This window comes from Pseudomonas sp. NFPP02 (assembly GCF_900119355.1).
Classification (GTDB): domain Bacteria; phylum Pseudomonadota; class Gammaproteobacteria; order Pseudomonadales; family Pseudomonadaceae; genus Aquipseudomonas; species Aquipseudomonas paracarnis.
Genome location: NZ_FPJI01000008.1, coordinates 46,139 through 62,730, shown reverse-complemented (window position 1 = coordinate 62,730; position 16,592 = coordinate 46,139). Strand labels below are relative to the sequence as shown.

Here is a 16,592-nt window from a genome sequence, read left to right as displayed (position 1 = left end):
ATTGCCGCTCGCCCGCAGAGCGGCCCGGCCCGCCTGGGCTGCCGATTCGTTTGCACTACATCTGGGTTTGCACAAAAAAAGAACGCAGACCCCGTCGGCGGGAGGGGGATAAGTGCTTTCCGAGCAATATTTTTCTTCAAAAGAAAAGGATTAAGGCATATCTTCAACGGCGGGCAGCCGCGTTGAGTTCCTTAACGCGACGTTCAGCCAGCCTCACCGCAATATAAAAAAACACTCTCGGCGAGTTAGAAAACTCTATGACTTATCAAGTTTTTGATATTTCTGAATTCAAACATGAAGAATTTGAACCTTTAGGCACCAAAGCAAAATACTGGTGTTCAGACAAAAAAGGAAATGACTATCTATTTAAGTCGATTGAAACACACGATTCACAAAACAACACCATAACTAGAGATGGTGAAGACTGGTCTGAAAAAGTCTCCTGCGAAATTGCAAAAAAACTAAGTATCCCGTGTGCGCAATACGAGCTAGCCTACAACAATGAAACTCGAGGAGTAATAACTAGGAGCTTTATAACAGGATCCAACACGTATTTAGTAACCGCAAATGAAATCTTGCAAAACTATAGCGCGCCAATCAATAACGAAAACATTAAAAAAACAGAAAAACAAAACATAATGCACGTATACATTATCTTAAGGAGAATAATTAGGAACAAGCCACTGAGTTTTAAAAGTCGCCCAGGAATTAAAACAGCTGCAGATTTTTTCACCGGCTATCTGATGCTTGATACTCTTCTTTCGAATCAAGACCGGCATAGTGAAAACTGGGGACTGATTGTAACAGGTAAAGGACGATTTCATCTCGCACCAAGCTTTGACCACGCGGCCGGACTAGGGAGAAATGAGTCCGACGAGACAAAAAATAAACGTCTGAGCTCAAAAGATAGCGGACAACAGGTCTCAACATATGTAACTAGGGCCAAGTCATATTTTTACTTAAGGGAACGTAGGCTTAGAACTTTTAAAGCATTTGAATATTTCGGCATACTCAATCCGAGGGCCGCATTGAGTTGGCTTGAAGAGCTAAACGGATTGACTGAAGAGATGATGCGAGTTATTATCGATTCAGTCCCTACGGAAATCATGAGCGATGTATCTAAAGTATTTGCCCTTGAAATGCTGGTGTGTAACAAATCGAATATGATGAACCTGGTATCTTTTTTCGAAGAAAACTTGGATCCATCGTATAGAAAGCGGCAGATTAAAATATATGAATAGTGCATTCGTCATCTGGCGAGACCCTGTTACCACAATGTGGCAGCCAGTTGCAAAACTGACAGAGCGAGACGGAATTTATACTTTCTCCTACACTCGAGGCGCTCTTAATAAAAAATTCATTCCTTTTCCACGAATGAGCATTCTTGAAAAAGAGTATGTATCTCATGAACTATTACCTTTTTTTCAGAATCGTCTAATCCCTGAGCGCAGGCCTGAGTATTATACAATGCTTTCCTGGCTCGACATGGCTCCAGGCCCTAATGACCCCTTTGAAATTCTAAGCGCTTCGGGTGGAGCTCGAAAAACCGACAACTTTCGGATTGTGAAAGTACCTCAAAAAACCGAAAACAATGAATATCGCTTGAAGTTCTTTATCAGTGGTGTCGCCTACATTTCAGACGAGGCGAAGTGTGACCTTATCAATTTAAACAATACCATTTTTCTACCTTGCATCAATGAAGACAAGAACCCAGCAGACTCTAACGCAGTAGCCATCATTAATCCTAAAACCGGAAGGCGTCTAGGTTACTACCCACGATATTTAAATGAAGATTTAATTAAAGTAAATCGTATGTTGGGAGTAACTGGCGATGAGTTACTCACAAAAATCCGTGTACTGAAAGTTAATGTGAGTGCTCCAGAGCAGTACCGTGTTTTTTGCGAGTCAATTACATCCTGGCCTGACGGCTTTTCACCGTTCCAATCGGATAGTTATAAACTATTAGCTGGGGAAATTAGCTAATCACTAAGAATTGCCAACTTGATCGATAGTCTTTTTAAAGTCAAAGTATCAAGGTGGATAGGAGAAACCTATCCACCAATGTAATCAGATTGAAGATCACTAGCCCTCATGATATCAAAATGATAACCTGCAAATTCCTGCAATGGAGTTCAGGTTATGACCATACACGTGAGTTTCCCACTCAACAGCGACACCTCAAATAAAGAAGTTTTTAAAGAATGCATTAATTGGATTTTAGATTCGCCTCATACGGAGTTTGCTGAGGAAGATCTGAGAAAACTTAGCAGTGAAGAAGACTTCAAATACTCCTCAAATCAAGAAGTTGTTGAGTTTTCTCGTTCAGAAACATCAAGCTTTTGCGTTTCATCATTTAGATACACCAAGCATTCAGCCAATACAAGTTGGATCACTGAAATTTCTACGCGCACACAGCCTAATCATCATTGGATAAGTGTAAAAGCGAGCATAGTTAAAACCACCGCATCAAACGCAACACCCGAAGTAAAAAAACCTTTAATCGTCATAAGACTTATCGATAGATTTGGTGGAGGGCATGATGGGGATATACCCATTACGTTAACCCCCATCAAACTAGACGAAAGCGCTCACAGCTTGAGCATAGCAAAAGCAGTTATTAACGGAGACAGTAACTGCACACTCCCGACTGTTTACATAAGTGCCAACACAGCTAGCAAACATTCGATAATTCCAGAACGTCTAGCCAGAAAGTTATGTGGCATGGCACATGTAGTGGTAGAACCCAGCCGTGCATTCTCTCATAACTTAAGGCGAGAAGTAGGTTCTAGAAATGTTTATGGCGGCGTAGTAGGAATATATTGGCCGAAAGGTTCAGGAGTGACTATTTTCAGAAGGGAAAATAAGGAAGTAAAAGTTTTTGAGAACGAAATTTTTACTACTATTTGTGAGGCGCTTTCGCTTTTAATCCCCGCGAAAGAATGTAGCTGGGATGAAGTTACCCACGTAAAAAATCGCAACGCAATTGAATTGATGAAGCGCGAGGGGATCAATGCTGACGAAGCTAACCAAATCGTTTCATTATATGAAAAAGAAATCGGGCAAAATCGTGATCATATTGATACCTTGAATCGAGAAATAGAAAGACTCAACACGATGGTACGTTACTTAGAATCAAAAACCCCGGTCCAAGGAGGAATTATAATTAATACCGGGGATGAAGAGGACCTCTTCGACTCCGAAATCTATGTCTTTGTTTTAGCAGCATTAAAAGATTACATTGATAAGAACACCTATGCAAACTCGCGAAAAGAGCATGTATTAAAATCAGTAGTACATAGCAATAACTACATTGATCTTCACGAACAAAAAACAAAAATCCTCAAAGAAACTCTTCGCAACTATAATAAAATGTCAAAAAGCATCAAGGATACTTTGGAAGATCTCGGGTTTAATGTTAAGGCCGATGGAAAGCATTGGAAACTCACATATTTTGAAGACGAGCGTTACACATATGTCTTGCCTAAGACTGGCAGCGATCACAGAGGTGGGCTTAACGCATATGCAGACATTGCGAATATAGCATTCTAGTCAAAATCCTCTGCATACTTTATCTAAACCAATTAAAATCTAAGCCGCTCAATTTATAAGCGGCTTAGTTCAGAGCCTCTACTGGACTCCTACGTCACACGCTTGCACTTTAAATAACGATCACTAGCAAGTAATGTCTTTCAACTTAGCTTCTAATTCCAAAGATATCAGAGCATTACTCAAAAACTCTGCGGACATCTGGGATACGGGACTCGCTCCATGTGTGTGGTTAGCCAGTTGTGTGTTCATGTTTTTTACCAAACCCAGTAAATCACACACCACTTGCAGTACATTTACAGCTTCGGATCCCAGCCAGGTTTGAGGCGCAACCAGACGCTGGCTGACCGCAGCCATACTATTAAGCAACCCCTCAATTCTTTTCTCCACATCGCCACCCACGGTGACGTTGTACTTTTGCCCCACCAACTGATTCAAGTCGCGCCCGGTCGCCTGGTGCAGATCATCCACCGCCGCCAGGCTCGCAGATCCGCCCGACAGTAGCTTGAGGGCACCCAGCGCCTCGATCGTCTTGATCCCACCCACCGACTCAGTTGAGTGGTCGTCCACCGTCCTGGTGTGGCTCTGGAACGTCTCTGTGTTGCCCATCGCTTCGACTTCCCGCTCGATCGCCTTATCGCGGATCTTGCCGTCCGTTTGGCGTAGCCAATTGCCGTCCGCGTCGACGCGCTGCTGACTGGCTTCGCTGTGCTGCCAAACCTGATCTCCCTTCGGCACACTGGGCATACTCAGCCCGTGGGGCAGGATGGTTTGGATATAGGGCTTATGCGGCAGGCCGTAGGCGAAGCACACCACAACCTGGGTGCCTTCCTCGGGAAAGGCATAGATACCCATCTCTTCGCCACCGGTGGGCAGCGGCAACGGCACGCCGGCCAGTATCGGCAGCTTGGTATCTGGTTCGCCATCCGGCCCCATGACCTCGATGTCAACCGCATAGCGCGGCCGAAAGTCGTCACAGATGCCGGCGCCGGCCGGGGCGTCTGCCACGGCGACAACGCGGGCAAAGCGTGGCAGGTGATAACCGCCGGTGAGTTCGGGGAATTGTCGTTCTACGCTGTGGCGGATTGCGTCGTCCATCGGATGGCCATCTGGTTGTCGATGAGCGCCACACTGGTGATGCGCTCGCCGTGGTTGATTGTTGCACCTGGTCGCAACCCGGGAAGGGCTGCAATCATTGCGCTTTGATTGCCCTGGTAGTCGTCGAACAGTTCCACCGGCAGCTGTAGCGGCGAGCGAACGCCAAAGAAACTGTCGACCCAACTGCCCACGAACACTTCCCCGTCGCCCTGCTGCTGCCAGATAAAGTCGGGGATGTTGAAAACCCGGGCCAGGCTGTCCATGGCTTGATAGCCAGCGGCCAGGCTGTAGAAGAACGGCGCCTTAACGCCCGCGTAGGGCCGATCCGGGACGCGAAAGCGCAACCCGGTGTGCTGGCTGATCTCGACCAAGACAGCGCGAAGATCGACGTGACGCAGGTTCAGCGGCAGCGGGTTGGCCAGGATCGCGGCCAGCTCGCGACAGAACAGCACCTGTTGAGTGCTGCTGGCCGTGGTGGAGCGTTCGACGTAGCCAATGAAGTGTCGCCGCAGCGTGTTGCCGTTGTAGCCGATATCGAGCGTCACCAGCCCCTTGACCGGCGCCGAGGCTTGGATAGTGAATGTCGCCCGGCCGGGGCTTTTCGCGTCCAGTCGGACTTCGTTTTTGACCAGGACGTAGGGCACGCCGTTGATGGCCAGCTCCTTATGCAACTTCATGTGTTAGCCCCGCCCAGCCAACCGTCCACCTTTTTCAATGTGGCTTCAAAGCCGGTTAGTTCTTCCGGTCCGTTGTTGGAATCGCCACCGGTGCCACCGCTACCACCCACTGCCCCGCCTGGGCCGGACTGCGCGGTGACCGCGTTGCCCGATCGCCGGCCCTCGACTTTCTCAGGGTTCGACAGCTTTTCAGTCAGGGTGAACTGGATCAGCCAGCCGCGCAGGTTGTCGTCTTCCCGGGCGCTCACGCCTTCGGTGAACGTCACCTGGCGCATACCAAATGCGGCGGCGGTGTCGTTGACGATGCGGTAGGTCTTGAGCTGGCCACCGCCTTCGGTCGCTTCCACCAGGCGCATCAGGTCGCGCAGCTGCACCTGGTCAACGAAGGGAATCATGAGGCTAACCGTCAGGGTCTTGGGCTTGAAGCCCTTGTGCCCCTTTTCGGTGTTGCTCGTCTGGCCTGACAAATCGTCGCTCTCAATGCGCAGATTGCCGGTGACCTTGAGGTTCTTCCCGCGGACCTCTTGCCCATCCAGTAGCAGCGTCATAGGCCCACCAACTCACGAACAAAGCTCAGACCTTTTTCCGATCCCACCAGGAGCGCGCCGGCACACAGCACCCATTCATGCCCCGGGGCGTCACCGGCCAGCAGCGCCTGGCGCAGCTCGGTGGCGTTGCCTGGTCCGATCAGGCGCGCGCGCATACTGCTGTCAGGGTTGCCGCCGGCGAGTGAGGCTTTCAGGTCGGCCAGTTGCTGATCCCGGCCCTGCTGTTGAGCTGCCTTGCGTTTGGCCAACGCGGCAAGGTCGCCCATGGGCGAGCTGTCGGCCGCGTAGCTCTCAAGGACGGCGAGCTGGCCTGACATAGATTGCTGCGCGGCCTTGACCACGGTGCAACGCTCCAGGGGCAACGACTGCCAACGCGGCAAAGTGCCGGCGGCGGGGATCTCCCACTTTTCCGTCTCCAGCTTCGACAGGTGCCGTGCGCGGCGCTCGGCTCGCACCAGGTCAGGTATGGGCAATAGCGCATTGAAGTGGGCCAGGCTCTCGGCTAACTGATCAAAACGCGTGGCCAGGAACATCAGGCACAGGGCGAACTGGGGGCCATCCGGTCGGCCGGTGTCGCTCACGTCCACCAGCTTGCCAGCCAGTTGCTGCAGCAGGTTCGGCGCCGACAGGAAGCGCTGATAGCCACGACCCTGGCCGATACCACTTTGAAATGGCGTCACCACCAGGCACGCCGGGGCCTCGCCCATCTGATCAGCCAGTGCCCCACGGCCGGCAACGATCGCGCCCTGGGCGGCGTCACCCACCGGCCCCGGGTTGGTGCTGGCCTTGCCGTCCAGGTCCGCCAAGCGCTTGGCAGTGCTGGCCTGCTCAGTGCTGGCCAGATCCTTAGCCGCTGATAGCTGGCCCATCCATTGGGTTGCCTGGTCTGGCCAGCGCATTGTGACCGGGCTCCAGGTCATGCCGGTGGCGCCCATTTAATGGCCTTCATGACCTTGAGCTTTTTATCTTTAAGCGCGATGGCCAAGTCTTGCTTGAGATTGTTGGCGTGCTGCAGCGCCGCTTGTTTGAAGCGGACCAGATCCTGGCTCACCCGGTGCAACTGGGCCGCTGTATGCGGGAGAAAACCTTTCACCTGGTTGGCATCGAAACAAGCGTAGCTAGCATCCAGGCCGCTTAAGACCATACCCGTCAGATTGATTTGGTCATCCATCTGGCTGCTGTAACGGTATGGCCCGCCCAATGCACTGGAGATAAACCCGCTCTCGATATGACGATTACAGCCAGTGTTGATCTCCTGCAGCTTTTGTTCATACAACGCGGCCAGTATTGCGCCGATATCGTCTACCCATTCGCCATCCTTCCACACCTGGTCAGGCCCTGGCTTTTTCACGGTGTAGCCGCTGGGAATTGGCCCCAGGCCGGTGATCGTCTGCGGTTCACCGGTAGTGATGCTGTAGACGATGAGCCCGTCAAAATAATCAACAAGGCTCCACTTTCCGTTAATCCAGCAAGCTGCTTTGTTTGCCGGGATCTTCGGTGGCGCCGTCTCGACACAACCGCCGGGGATCAGAAACACACCAGGCTCCAGGGGCGATTCTTCGGCCTCGGCCTGGCCGACATAAAGGCCCAGTTGGTTGGTTTGGTAGACCATTTTGGTTTTCATGTTGAACCTCAATACTTGATGCAATACATCATCGCGACGTTGATAGGCCGCGACTCATTGCCGCCGGACGCGTTTACTGTGATGTTGTGGCTGTGGGCGCCTGCAGCTGTGCTGTTTGCCGACAAATTAGCGCCTACCGAGTAGTGTCCGGCACCTTGACCTGTGGCGATATTGAGCGCGATCGGCCAGATTCCGTGGGAGTGCTCGCCCTGCACATCACTGGTGGCGGTATGGCTATGCGAAGCGTTTTGGCTACTCTGCAGCGAGCCAAAATTGCGGCCCGGGTCAACACCTCGGGAGTCATCCGCGCCACGGACAAATACCGCCCTTAGATCAGGCAGGGCAAAGGTAGAGACGCCGTCGCCGGTGCCGTAATAGGTGCTGATCTGGGCGAACAAATCCGCGTAGATGGCCCTGGAAACTAAGGCACCGTTAGCCTTGAGATAACCGGTAGGAGGGACGTCCATAGCGAACGCTACAATGGCACCGGCAGGCACGATAGTGCTGGGGTTCAGGTTGCCTGTGTGCCAAACCTCGCGTGTTGGCGTCCATCCCTTTTCAGTGTTTGTCACAGAACGGATCAACACACGAGGCTCTGCCCGTCCCTGTACAAACCCGATCTGCCCAGCGTATTCGCCACTGCCGTAGGGAATATTTACCAACCCCGCGTACTGGGAAAAGCTGGTGGCTCCTTCACCAAAGTAATAGAAACCACCTGGTAGACCGATAGTGTCGATCGCCGCCTGGGGGGCCACGTTCGACGCCAAACCATACTTGCCGATTTGAATAGCATCCTTGATGCCATAACCGGCCAAGGTTGTGGCCTTGTCCGCTTTGGTGTTCGGATCAAAGCTGCCGCTATGCCAAATAGCGCTTCCATTCCAACAAAGCTGGCCACCAGCAGCCATAGCCAAATCACCGGCCACCACAGTCGCCCAGTGAAAAATCATACGTGGCGCATAATCAAACCCGCTTTGAGCGTCATACACCAATTGTGCCTCTCGAATCTCTAACGCCCCGCTTGTGTAAGTACGCCCTGGCACCGGCGCATACAGTTGTGGGCGCTTATCTGTGGTCCCCAGTGGCAGCGCGTTAGTGATGCCGTACCCGTCCAGCGTTGTAGGCTTTCCGGTGGTGATGATCGACCAGTCCAGGGCGGGGATATCACTTCGCACCAAGCGTTCATTTCCGTAGACCAGACCTTTGGCATTAATCAGCACCTTCGTATAGGTGCCAGGCACTACCCCTGTATCTGCCAACGTCATAGCAATGTTGGCATCGGCAGTGCCGTCAAAGGTTGCCGAACCTGTAGCCGCCCCGCTCACCGACAACCGGCGTGCAGTCTCCAGCTGTTTGGCCTTACCGGCCGGCGTGACACCGTTTATCAACTTGTTGATGGCGTTCTGCAGCGTCCAACGAGCCGTATAGACGGCCTTGGTGGTAGCCAGGATAGAGCTGCTATTGGTGTCATCATCGTCGCTGATGGCATTGGGCACATTACTCAGCCCTACATCGCCTTTAGTGGTCGCCCTGGCGCGCAAGTTCTGATAGTCACCGTTGCGCGCAGCCAAGTACTGAATCAGCGGCGCGGTAATCGGCTCAACCGTCCGGTGGTCCGTGATTGCAGTACTGGTGATAGACGCCAAAGAAATACAAAAATACTGGGTGCCGGCGCTGTCCACGTAGTCGACCTGGTTAGGATCAAAAACCACCTTCCAAGTCGCCACGACATCGTTTAACTCGCGGCGTAGCGCCACATGTAGCCACACGGGCACCGGAATTGCTGGAAGGGCCAAGGGCAACGGCGCGCTTAATTGGATTCGTACCCCCTCGATATAGGCCAGGCCTGGTGCAAGCTGGTATCCCTGGCCGACCTTTTCAACCTGGAACGCGGCTCCAAAGAAACAGGCACGGCCAAATACATCTCGATTGCTCAGGCGCTCACGTTCATCTATGCCTTTAAGCCGCACGGTGAAGTCGTGCTGCCAGGTGCTGGCGTCGATGGTGACGCCAGTCAGTGCCTGGGCTCCGTCAAACACCACCAGGATGTTGCGGGTAACGTTGTTGCCCAGCTGCAGCGGGGGAATATTCTTGCGCTTCTGCTGCAGCGGCACATAGGCCACGGCCAGCAGCACGTTTTCGGCGGTTTCCAAGCCGATCCAGTTCCAGTCAAAGTCCCCAATATCACTGCCTAGCATCGAGCTGTAGACCACCTGGTTAGGGTTCACAAAACCGATGTTCTGTGGCGGGATCGTGTAGGTATGCACAATCTGCGCTGCCGGCGGCTTTGCGGCACCACGGTTTACCGGCGTGTTCGGGTCGAGGCCCGGCACATTGGCGAACACAAAGCGCACGACATCGAGGCGCTCTTTAGAGCCCAGTTTTTGGGCAATCAGGCTTTCACCTGCAAGGGTAATACTGGCTCCCATTGGGGCTCCTACAGGCTGGCGATCAGCGTTTGCTGATCGTCGTTGAAGTCCACCGCGACGATGCGCAGCGATACGGGGGTGATGGTCACGAAGTCATAGCGCCGGCAGGTGCGGCCGTATTGCTGGATCAGCACGCGCAGCAGCTCAGGGTTCTGCGACAGCTGCGAGTCGGAAAGGCGCAGTAGCACAACGTCCCAATCCCGATCTGACATACGTTCGTCGATCTCGACGTAGCCCACACCCAGGCGCTGCAGAATGCGCTTGAGTCCTGCCGTGCTGCCGGCGTCGACAGCATTGAGAAAGGCGAACTTGACTCGCAAGCGGTACAGGCTTTCTGGCTCGTCCTTGAAGCGGGTGATATCCCGCTCCCAGGCCAGCAAATCAAGAACGGTCAGATGGCAGGTTTCGGCGTCCATCTGCAGCAGTGGCCATTGCAGCCAGCCCTCTACCGTTTCCCACCAAGACTGTGCGGCAGCTTTCAGCTTGGACAACTGCGGGCCATCGAGCCAGAACGGCAAACCGAGCTTGATCATGGCAACACCACCTGCAGGCTGCTGATGCGTGGAATGGTCAGCTCAGACACGATGTCGTCATTGTCGAAGTGCAGTGACTCAATGCCGGGGAACTGCTGGTGGAGTTCTTCGCCCAGGCGGCTGAATGAAAATCGCGCCTGCGGATAGGTCAGGGTCGGCTGGTAATCACCGGTTCCACTTTCACGGAAGGCAGCACGGATAAATTGATCGACCTCGGCCTGTAGCTTGGTGCGCTGCTCACTCGTCAAGACAGGCCGAGGCCACAACGACACACGCAATGCATGCTGGGTTTCGGGCATCACCATCACCAACAAATCATCCCCATGGCCATGGTTTCCCTGGTCGCGGATGTGGGCGTTGATTTGCTCCAGGTACGTCGCTGCCGGCACGTCAGCTTCAAACAACACATAGGCATTGGCGCTGCCTGGGCCCCGAGGTGCGCCATGCAGGAAATACACACCGTCCGGCCGCACACCTGGAAAGGCCGCGATCATGGCGCGGTACACCGCGTCTGTGTGCCATTGATTGACCGCTGAAAACTGGTTGCGCACGCGCAAACGTAGCTGATCGTCGGGCTCAGGATCTGCACCTGGTGCAATCAGCCAGCCATCGGTGTTCACCACCTGGACGATGCCAGCAATGGGCACCGGCAAAATGGCGTAGTAACCCGGGGCCAAGTTGTAGCCGCTGCCGACCTCCTGCGCTTCTGCAGGCACTTCCAACTGCAGCACGCCATCGGCAAAGGTCACCGCCTGGGTAGTAACCAGTTGGTAAACGTGGCCGTTAATCGCTGCCGATTGCACCTGGATGCCAGCCGGCAGCTGCAGCACGCCGCCAGCAACATCACGGGTAAACAACAGCATTCCCTTTGCCTTGGTCGCACCTTTGCGCTCGACGTTGACCGCCCAAGCCAGCATGTCCAGCCACTTGTCGCGGGCGGTTTTGACAAAGAAGTTGGGCAGGACCGTACCGCTGACAAAGTTGATCAGCCATAGCACCGGCTTGGTCACCAGGGCGGTGATCACCCGCCAGAACGGTGAGTAAGCGCTGGTGTTGCTCATCTTGCTGCCCTGGGCCGCGACTTCCTTTTCCCACGCCTGGCGCAAGCCTTCCTCAGTGACCGGGATGCCGCCATCCGCCAGCGCCTGTTTAAAATCAACGTCGGTCACAAGGCCACCTCGATGTCGCCAAATTTCAGCGTTTTCGCCGTGACCAGGTACTGGCCAGACTCCACTTGTTTAATGAGTGCTGTGCCCGGTACCAGGCGTGCATCGGCCTCAACCAGCAGTTCCAGTTGCTGGATGCAGTCGCGCTGACGCAACTTGCTGCGCTCGGCCACTAACGTGACCAGTAAGCCGCTCTCGCGGATCATGTGCGCGATGTCCTGGGCGATGCTGGCCCGGTCCTCGATCAGCAACGGCTGACGCGATGGGTCCAGAACCAGATCGTTGTCCCTGATCAGCAAGTCGATGTATTCGCTCATCCACCCACCGCCATGGCCAACATGCCTTCCAGCTCCAGCGGGTTCATCGGTTTACCGGTGTGAATGTTGACGTTCTCCACATGCGTGCCCTTGTTTTGGGTTTGGCTGTTGTTCTGGATGCTGGCCAGCAGGCCGCCACGGGGAACAGCGTCCGGCCGCTTGGGTGACAGGCTGGTCACTGCGCTGTTGATTCGTTGCTGGCTTTGCTCGGCCTTTTCGGTCGGTTTAGATGCGGTGACCAGGGCCGGCGGCTGGGTTGGTTGCGGGACGTTCAACTGTGGCCCGATCGGCGCCGGGGTTTTCAGTGCAGGTGCGGCCACAAGTGCCGGCACTGGGCGCGATACCTCGGGCGCGGTCAGTGGCTGTGCTATTGAAGCCGGTGTTTTCGGCACCGGTGCGACCACCAGGGCGGGCGCTTGGGCTTGAGGCTGCAGCGCGTTGAGGGTGGGCATTGCTGGCGCGGGGGTGTCTGGCGTTGCAGCCATGACCAAAGGCGGCGCCTGGATCGGCTGCTGGGGAGCGCTCACCAGTTGCGGCAGCAACGGCGCCTCAACGGTTGGAGCGCTGATACCCGGCAGTTCAGGCGCCGCCGGCATATCACCAAACGCCGCCTCAATGTTCACGCCGGGGATCTTGTTCAACATCTCGATCAAGCCATTGATGGCCTGCTTAAAGATGCTGACGATGCCGTCCCAGGCGGCGCTGGCCATGGCAGACCAACCACCCATCGAGTCGAACCAGTCAGACAATGCGGTCAGTTGGCCGCTGACCCATTTGAACGCCTCGCTGTTGAGTAGCGCGCTGGTCCACTGGTCCCAGTAAATGATTGCCGCCGCCACGGCCGCGACTAGGGCAACGATGCCGATCACAATCCAGGTCACCGGATTGGCCAGCAACGCGGTGTTGACCAACCAAATAGCTCCCTGCCACACCAGCATTGCACCTTTGACCAGGCCCATCCAGGCGACCATCAGCACCAGGCCGGCCACGAAGCCAATCACCATAACGGTGTGATACAGGAACATGGCGATACTGCGCAGTCCCGCCATAGTCAGCACTTTCCACACCGTGACCAGGCCCAACCAAACCATCTTCGACATCCCCACGGTCAAGGTGAGCAAGGACATGGCGGCGATGATGCCGAACACCACCAACGTGGCGATGCCGATCACGCGGGTGATGTTGGGGAACAGCTGGGTCCAGCGGGTCAGCGTGCTGGCGATCCCCACCAGGCGATCCATTAGCGGTGCCAGGATCGGGATCAATGACTGGCCGAAGGCAATACGCAGGGCCTGCACAGCGGCGCCGAACTGTTGCCACGGGTCCACCATAGCCTTGGCCATGCGCTCGGCGTTCTCCAGGCCGCGCACATTGCCCAACTGCTCCATGCCGTTTTTCAAGCGGCCGGTGTCGCCCATCAGGGTAGTGATCAGGCGGGCCGCTTCACCACCAAAGGCGTCGCGCAGTTGCTTGCCGTTGGCCTCGATCGACAGATCCCCGAACTTGCCCTTGAGCTTGTCCAGGATGTTCATCATTGGCAGCAACTTGCCCTGCTGGTCGACAAAGGACATGCCGAGCTTTTCCGATGCGCCGCTGACGTTCTCAAAGAACGACTTGTAGAGGCCACCGGCCTCCCCGCCATCCATGGTGCTGCCCAACGTGCCCAGCACCGCCATTTGCTCGGCCAAGCTCACACCGGCAGTGCTGGCCAGGCCGCCCGCCGCTTTGAATGCCTCACCGATCTGCTCGCCACTGGTGCGGAACAGTTGCACGGCGGTGGCAGTTTGGCCGGCCAGCGTTTCAACCCACTGGCCCTTGCCCATGGCGTCGGCCTGGCCCTTAAACAGGTTGTACATGGTGCCGACGTAGGTGCCCATGGTGTCTGCGTCGGCCTTGGTGGCCTTGGCAAGCACATCACTGGCGTTGGTGAACGTCGCCAGTTGATTGCCCACCAGCCCTTTAATGGCGCCTTCGATGTGGTACGCCGAGGCGACAAAATCTCGGGCGTTCTCCCCATAAGCGACGGAGAATTCCAGCGACTTGCGATTCAGTGCGTTCAGCGCATCTTCGGCCACGCCCAGCGATCGGACTTCGCCCAAGGCGCGGTTCATCTCCAGGGCCGGTTCCAGGGACTGTGTGATGGCCACGCCGGCGCCCACCATCCCAGCCAGGCCAAGGCCCATCTGGGTGATGTTCTTCTGGCCCTGTTGGGCCAAGTCAGAAAAGCTCGTCTTCACCTTGCCCATGGGGGCGGTGACCTTATCGGTCAGGCTCAAAATGAAGGCCAGGCGGGCGCTACGGTCTGTCATCAATGCTTATCCGTTGAGTGCGTGGGCGATGCCATTGGCGATGGCAATCTCCATCCGCCGCCAGTGCTCGTCCTCCAGCCACTTGGCCGTCCCCATCACCTCGGCGGTGGGTTCGGCACCAGGTAGCCAACGACCGGCCAAGGCCACCAGTTGGCCAAGGCCGTTTTCGGTTAGTCGTTCGGCGTGGTCGAGGGCTTTTTTACGGTGATTTCAACGTCCGGGCCGTACTCCTCGAGGAGCGCGCCGGCCAGTTGCATGACCAGTACCGGGTTGCCCAACTGGGCCTTGAGACTGGCGCGCTCTTCCTGCTTGACGGTGGTCACCAGCAGGTTGTTGGCCGGCGAAACCTTGTTGGTCTGGGTCACGGCGTTGAAGTACTTGGTCACGTCCTGCGGGGTCAGTGCGAAGGTAAATTCCTTGTCGCCGACTTCCAGGGTGATATCGCGTGTATCGGTCATGGTGTAACTCCATTCAGGTTAAAAAAGTGGTGAGTCAGCGCAGGCAAACCCGGCGCACGTGGTCCTGCAGGCCCAGGATCATTTGCCGACTGAGGGCAAGCTGATCTCTGAGGGTGAAATAATCCTGTCGAGCGTCTGCTGTGAGTTCGGGGGTGTTTGCATCAGCCACGCAGCCGGTGCTGGCCGTTTGGGCGGCTGGGGCGCTGCAGGTGGCGTTGAGGCGCAACCGCTTAAGGCCAGCATCAACGTCAAGGCGCAGAGCCTCGTTTTCAGCACGTTCATAGTTCAGTTCCTGGGTACGTTGAAGGTCGATGGCGTCACGCTCGGCCAGCATCTCGCCGCTGATGCGCGCCGCTTCGCGCAGGCCGCTGGCTTCGAACAACGCTGCGTCACGCTCGCTACGGGCGGTGTCGCGCTGGCCTTCCAGCAGGTCAAAGCCGAACCAGGCCACCAGGCACGCCACCAGGATGAAAGTGCCTTCGCGAATCACAGGTCCGTCTCGCACAGAGCCGCTTCCGCCAGACGGCGCGCGTGTAGGCCCGGGATAAACACCTTTTTGCCCTGGGCGGTGGTCACGAAGGCCCACACCGGGGTTTTGCCATCAGGCGCCCAGGCCAGGGCCTGACAGCCCTCTTTGATGCGGCCGGCATTGATCAGGCCCACGGCGCGACTCGCGCAGGTGCTGGGGTTGCCGAAGTTGTGGCCATGGCTGCTCAGGGCGTCGAACGTGTTCTGGCCCACGTCCTGGTTGGTGATGCAGTCGGCCAGTTGCAGTTGGCCTTTGCTGATCACCAGTTGCTCGACCTCGTTGCACCGGGCGTCCGACCAGTAGTCACCCACGACCACCGGGTAAGGGCTGGTATGGCGGGTGATGCCTTTGCATACGGTCGGCAGGTCACGGGCCAGCTTGTCGGCGTAAACCGTGTTTTGGCCGTTGCCTTCCCAGATGCCCAGGAACACCACCAGCGTTGAGCTACAAAGCGCAATGGCGCCGGCGGCAATCTTGCCGCGCAGGCTCATGGTTTCACCTTCCAGTCGCGCAGCATTTGGCGATACTTGGGAACCAGCAGCAGGATCTGCAGCACCATGTAAAGGGCAGTCAGCATGTAGGCGACAGCCGACCAATCGACGGTCCCTGTCGCGCCAGTGGCCGCAACACCGATCGCAGGCGACGCCTTTGCCAATGCGATGGCGGTGTCCTGGGCCGCCTGATTCGCGCTCATCGCTGCATTCCTCTTTCGAAAAAAGACTGGCACGGTACGCAACGGGTCTTGCCGCCAAGCGCCTGGCGCGCTGCAGGAATCTCGTTGTCACAGTCCTGACAGTGAGTAAGGCTTGGGCCCGCTGACTCACGCCGGGCTTGGGCCAACTGGGCGTCGATAGCCTGGTCCCGCTGACGTTGTTCCAGGGCTTGGGCGCGGTCGAACGGGCAGACCATCAGCTAATGCCCTCAATCTCGGTTGCATCCAGGTACGGCACGCCGTTGATACGGATAAAGTCCGGGCTGGTGACCTCAAACGGCACCTTGTGCTTGGTCTTTTCGCCGCCCTTGGGGTCGATGTTCAACAGGCTCGACACCTTCAACTTGCAGCCGAACGCTTCAATGCGCAGCTCGTCGTCGCCGGCCTTGGCGAAGAACAAGACGTCGAAGGCTTCCAGCTTGCGAAAGCTGCCTGCAGTACGTGCCGCCTCGACGACCAGGGCAAAGTTGGTGGAGTCCAATTCCATCTCGCCCGCTGCCGCCACGTCGCCGTCAACGTAGCCGTCAGGCACGCCCCGGGTTTGCGCGGTCTTGCTGTTGTCGGTGATATCCAGGGTGCAGCTCTCGACGTGGACCTGCAGATCGCCCAGGTTCACGTCGAAGTTCTTGCCGCCAATACGTGACAT

19 protein-coding genes are annotated in these 16,592 nt (G+C 55.9%); 3 read left to right on the top strand and 16 right to left on the bottom strand.

What is annotated here, in order from left to right; all coding sequences use genetic code 11:
- Nucleotides 1-257 precede the first annotated feature (257 nt).
- From BT204_RS27490 to BT204_RS27480, 3 genes are all read left to right on the top strand, one after another.
- Nucleotides 258-1,241 (top strand): HipA domain-containing protein, encoded by a 984-nt coding sequence (locus BT204_RS27490; protein WP_139271517.1) that lies wholly within the window; start codon nt 258-260, stop codon nt 1,239-1,241.
- Nucleotides 1,234-1,983, top strand: a complete 750-nt coding sequence (locus tag BT204_RS27485) for a HipA N-terminal domain-containing protein (protein ID WP_139271516.1) — start codon at nt 1,234-1,236, stop codon at nt 1,981-1,983. Before BT204_RS27490 ends, BT204_RS27485 begins: the two co-directional genes overlap by 8 nt.
- Before the next feature lie 156 nt (nt 1,984-2,139).
- On the top strand, nt 2,140-3,549 hold the full coding sequence (locus BT204_RS27480) for a hypothetical protein (RefSeq protein ID WP_072447382.1): 1,410 nt from the start codon (nt 2,140-2,142) through the stop codon (nt 3,547-3,549).
- Between the two features lie 123 nt (nt 3,550-3,672).
- Here BT204_RS27480 and BT204_RS15365 read toward each other — a convergent pair whose 3' ends face one another.
- The 16 genes from BT204_RS15365 to BT204_RS15290 all read right to left on the bottom strand — a co-directional run bounded on the left by BT204_RS15365 (nt 3,673) and on the right by BT204_RS15290 (nt 16,592).
- Nucleotides 3,673-4,644: a hypothetical protein gene (locus BT204_RS15365; RefSeq protein ID WP_072447380.1), complete on the bottom strand. Its 972-nt coding sequence runs from the start codon at nt 4,642-4,644 to the stop codon at nt 3,673-3,675.
- A complete protein-coding gene (locus BT204_RS15360; RefSeq protein ID WP_072447378.1) occupies nt 4,617-5,321 on the bottom strand; it encodes a hypothetical protein in 705 nt (234 codons plus the stop codon). Before BT204_RS15360 ends, BT204_RS15365 begins: the two co-directional genes overlap by 28 nt.
- Complete coding sequence (locus tag BT204_RS15355) at nt 5,318-5,869, bottom strand: baseplate complex protein (RefSeq protein ID WP_072447376.1); 552 nt, start codon at nt 5,867-5,869, stop codon at nt 5,318-5,320. Before BT204_RS15355 ends, BT204_RS15360 begins: the two co-directional genes overlap by 4 nt.
- The gene (locus BT204_RS15350; protein ID WP_072447523.1) at nt 5,866-6,789 is read right to left on the bottom strand and encodes a hypothetical protein; all 924 of its coding nucleotides are present in this window, start codon (nt 6,787-6,789) and stop codon (nt 5,866-5,868) included. The genes BT204_RS15355 and BT204_RS15350 overlap by 4 nt, the downstream gene beginning before the upstream one ends.
- Nucleotides 6,786-7,493, bottom strand: coding sequence for a DUF4376 domain-containing protein (locus tag BT204_RS15345; RefSeq protein ID WP_072447374.1), 708 nt, complete (start codon nt 7,491-7,493; stop codon nt 6,786-6,788). Before BT204_RS15345 ends, BT204_RS15350 begins: the two co-directional genes overlap by 4 nt.
- Before the next feature lie 8 nt (nt 7,494-7,501).
- Nucleotides 7,502-9,922 (bottom strand): phage tail-collar fiber domain-containing protein, encoded by a 2,421-nt coding sequence (locus BT204_RS15340; protein WP_072447371.1) that lies wholly within the window; start codon nt 9,920-9,922, stop codon nt 7,502-7,504.
- Between the two features lie 8 nt (nt 9,923-9,930).
- Nucleotides 9,931-10,455, bottom strand: a complete 525-nt coding sequence (locus BT204_RS15335; RefSeq protein ID WP_072447369.1) for a phage tail protein — start codon at nt 10,453-10,455, stop codon at nt 9,931-9,933.
- Nucleotides 10,452-11,624: a baseplate J/gp47 family protein gene (locus BT204_RS15330; protein ID WP_072447352.1), complete on the bottom strand. Its 1,173-nt coding sequence runs from the start codon at nt 11,622-11,624 to the stop codon at nt 10,452-10,454. Before BT204_RS15330 ends, BT204_RS15335 begins: the two co-directional genes overlap by 4 nt.
- On the bottom strand, nt 11,621-11,938 hold the full coding sequence (locus tag BT204_RS15325) for a DUF2590 family protein (RefSeq protein WP_072447351.1): 318 nt from the start codon (nt 11,936-11,938) through the stop codon (nt 11,621-11,623). The genes BT204_RS15330 and BT204_RS15325 overlap by 4 nt, the downstream gene beginning before the upstream one ends.
- On the bottom strand, nt 11,935-14,247 hold the full coding sequence (locus tag BT204_RS15320; protein ID WP_072447349.1) for a phage tail tape measure protein: 2,313 nt from the start codon (nt 14,245-14,247) through the stop codon (nt 11,935-11,937). Before BT204_RS15320 ends, BT204_RS15325 begins: the two co-directional genes overlap by 4 nt.
- 170 nt (nt 14,248-14,417) lie before the next feature.
- Nucleotides 14,418-14,705, bottom strand: coding sequence for a putative phage tail assembly chaperone (locus BT204_RS15315; RefSeq protein WP_043047322.1), 288 nt, complete (start codon nt 14,703-14,705; stop codon nt 14,418-14,420).
- Between the two features lie 34 nt (nt 14,706-14,739).
- Nucleotides 14,740-15,192 carry a lysis protein gene (locus tag BT204_RS26950; RefSeq protein ID WP_083544069.1) on the bottom strand — a complete coding sequence of 151 codons (453 nt, stop codon included), beginning with the start codon at nt 15,190-15,192 and terminating at the stop codon, nt 14,740-14,742.
- Nucleotides 15,192-15,725: a lysozyme gene (locus BT204_RS15305; RefSeq protein ID WP_072447345.1), complete on the bottom strand. Its 534-nt coding sequence runs from the start codon at nt 15,723-15,725 to the stop codon at nt 15,192-15,194. Before BT204_RS15305 ends, BT204_RS26950 begins: the two co-directional genes overlap by 1 nt.
- On the bottom strand, nt 15,722-15,928 hold the full coding sequence (locus tag BT204_RS15300) for a hypothetical protein (RefSeq protein WP_032879140.1): 207 nt from the start codon (nt 15,926-15,928) through the stop codon (nt 15,722-15,724). Before BT204_RS15300 ends, BT204_RS15305 begins: the two co-directional genes overlap by 4 nt.
- Nucleotides 15,925-16,143, bottom strand: coding sequence for a TraR/DksA C4-type zinc finger protein (locus BT204_RS15295; protein ID WP_072447343.1), 219 nt, complete (start codon nt 16,141-16,143; stop codon nt 15,925-15,927). The genes BT204_RS15300 and BT204_RS15295 overlap by 4 nt, the downstream gene beginning before the upstream one ends.
- Nucleotides 16,143-16,592 carry a phage protein gene (locus tag BT204_RS15290; protein WP_072447340.1) on the bottom strand — a complete coding sequence of 150 codons (450 nt, stop codon included), beginning with the start codon at nt 16,590-16,592 and terminating at the stop codon, nt 16,143-16,145. The genes BT204_RS15295 and BT204_RS15290 overlap by 1 nt, the downstream gene beginning before the upstream one ends.

What these genes read in the sequence shown, in the direction of transcription:
- BT204_RS15355 (WP_072447376.1), bottom strand. Translation starts at nt 5,869, where the DNA reads ATGACGCTGCTACTGGATGGGCAAGAGGTCCGCGGGAAGAACCTCAAG.
- BT204_RS27490 (WP_139271517.1), top strand. Translation starts at nt 258, where the DNA reads ATGACTTATCAAGTTTTTGATATTTCTGAATTCAAACATGAAGAATTT.
- BT204_RS15290 (WP_072447340.1), bottom strand. Translation starts at nt 16,592, where the DNA reads ATGTCACGTATTGGCGGCAAGAACTTCGACGTGAACCTGGGCGATCTG.
- BT204_RS15345 (WP_072447374.1), bottom strand. Translation starts at nt 7,493, where the DNA reads ATGAAAACCAAAATGGTCTACCAAACCAACCAACTGGGCCTTTATGTC.
- BT204_RS15360 (WP_072447378.1), bottom strand. Translation starts at nt 5,321, where the DNA reads ATGAAGTTGCATAAGGAGCTGGCCATCAACGGCGTGCCCTACGTCCTG.
- BT204_RS15325 (WP_072447351.1), bottom strand. Translation starts at nt 11,938, where the DNA reads ATGAGCGAATACATCGACTTGCTGATCAGGGACAACGATCTGGTTCTG.
- BT204_RS15305 (WP_072447345.1), bottom strand. Translation starts at nt 15,725, where the DNA reads ATGAGCCTGCGCGGCAAGATTGCCGCCGGCGCCATTGCGCTTTGTAGC.
- BT204_RS27485 (WP_139271516.1), top strand. Translation starts at nt 1,234, where the DNA reads ATGAATAGTGCATTCGTCATCTGGCGAGACCCTGTTACCACAATGTGG.
- BT204_RS15340 (WP_072447371.1), bottom strand. Translation starts at nt 9,922, where the DNA reads ATGGGAGCCAGTATTACCCTTGCAGGTGAAAGCCTGATTGCCCAAAAA.
- BT204_RS15315 (WP_043047322.1), bottom strand. Translation starts at nt 14,705, where the DNA reads ATGACCGATACACGCGATATCACCCTGGAAGTCGGCGACAAGGAATTT.
- BT204_RS15365 (WP_072447380.1), bottom strand. Translation starts at nt 4,644, where the DNA reads ATGGACGACGCAATCCGCCACAGCGTAGAACGACAATTCCCCGAACTC.
- BT204_RS15300 (WP_032879140.1), bottom strand. Translation starts at nt 15,928, where the DNA reads ATGAGCGCGAATCAGGCGGCCCAGGACACCGCCATCGCATTGGCAAAG.
- BT204_RS15335 (WP_072447369.1), bottom strand. Translation starts at nt 10,455, where the DNA reads ATGATCAAGCTCGGTTTGCCGTTCTGGCTCGATGGCCCGCAGTTGTCC.
- BT204_RS15350 (WP_072447523.1), bottom strand. Translation starts at nt 6,789, where the DNA reads ATGACCTGGAGCCCGGTCACAATGCGCTGGCCAGACCAGGCAACCCAA.
- BT204_RS27480 (WP_072447382.1), top strand. Translation starts at nt 2,140, where the DNA reads ATGACCATACACGTGAGTTTCCCACTCAACAGCGACACCTCAAATAAA.
- BT204_RS15295 (WP_072447343.1), bottom strand. Translation starts at nt 16,143, where the DNA reads ATGGTCTGCCCGTTCGACCGCGCCCAAGCCCTGGAACAACGTCAGCGG.
- BT204_RS15320 (WP_072447349.1), bottom strand. Translation starts at nt 14,247, where the DNA reads ATGACAGACCGTAGCGCCCGCCTGGCCTTCATTTTGAGCCTGACCGAT.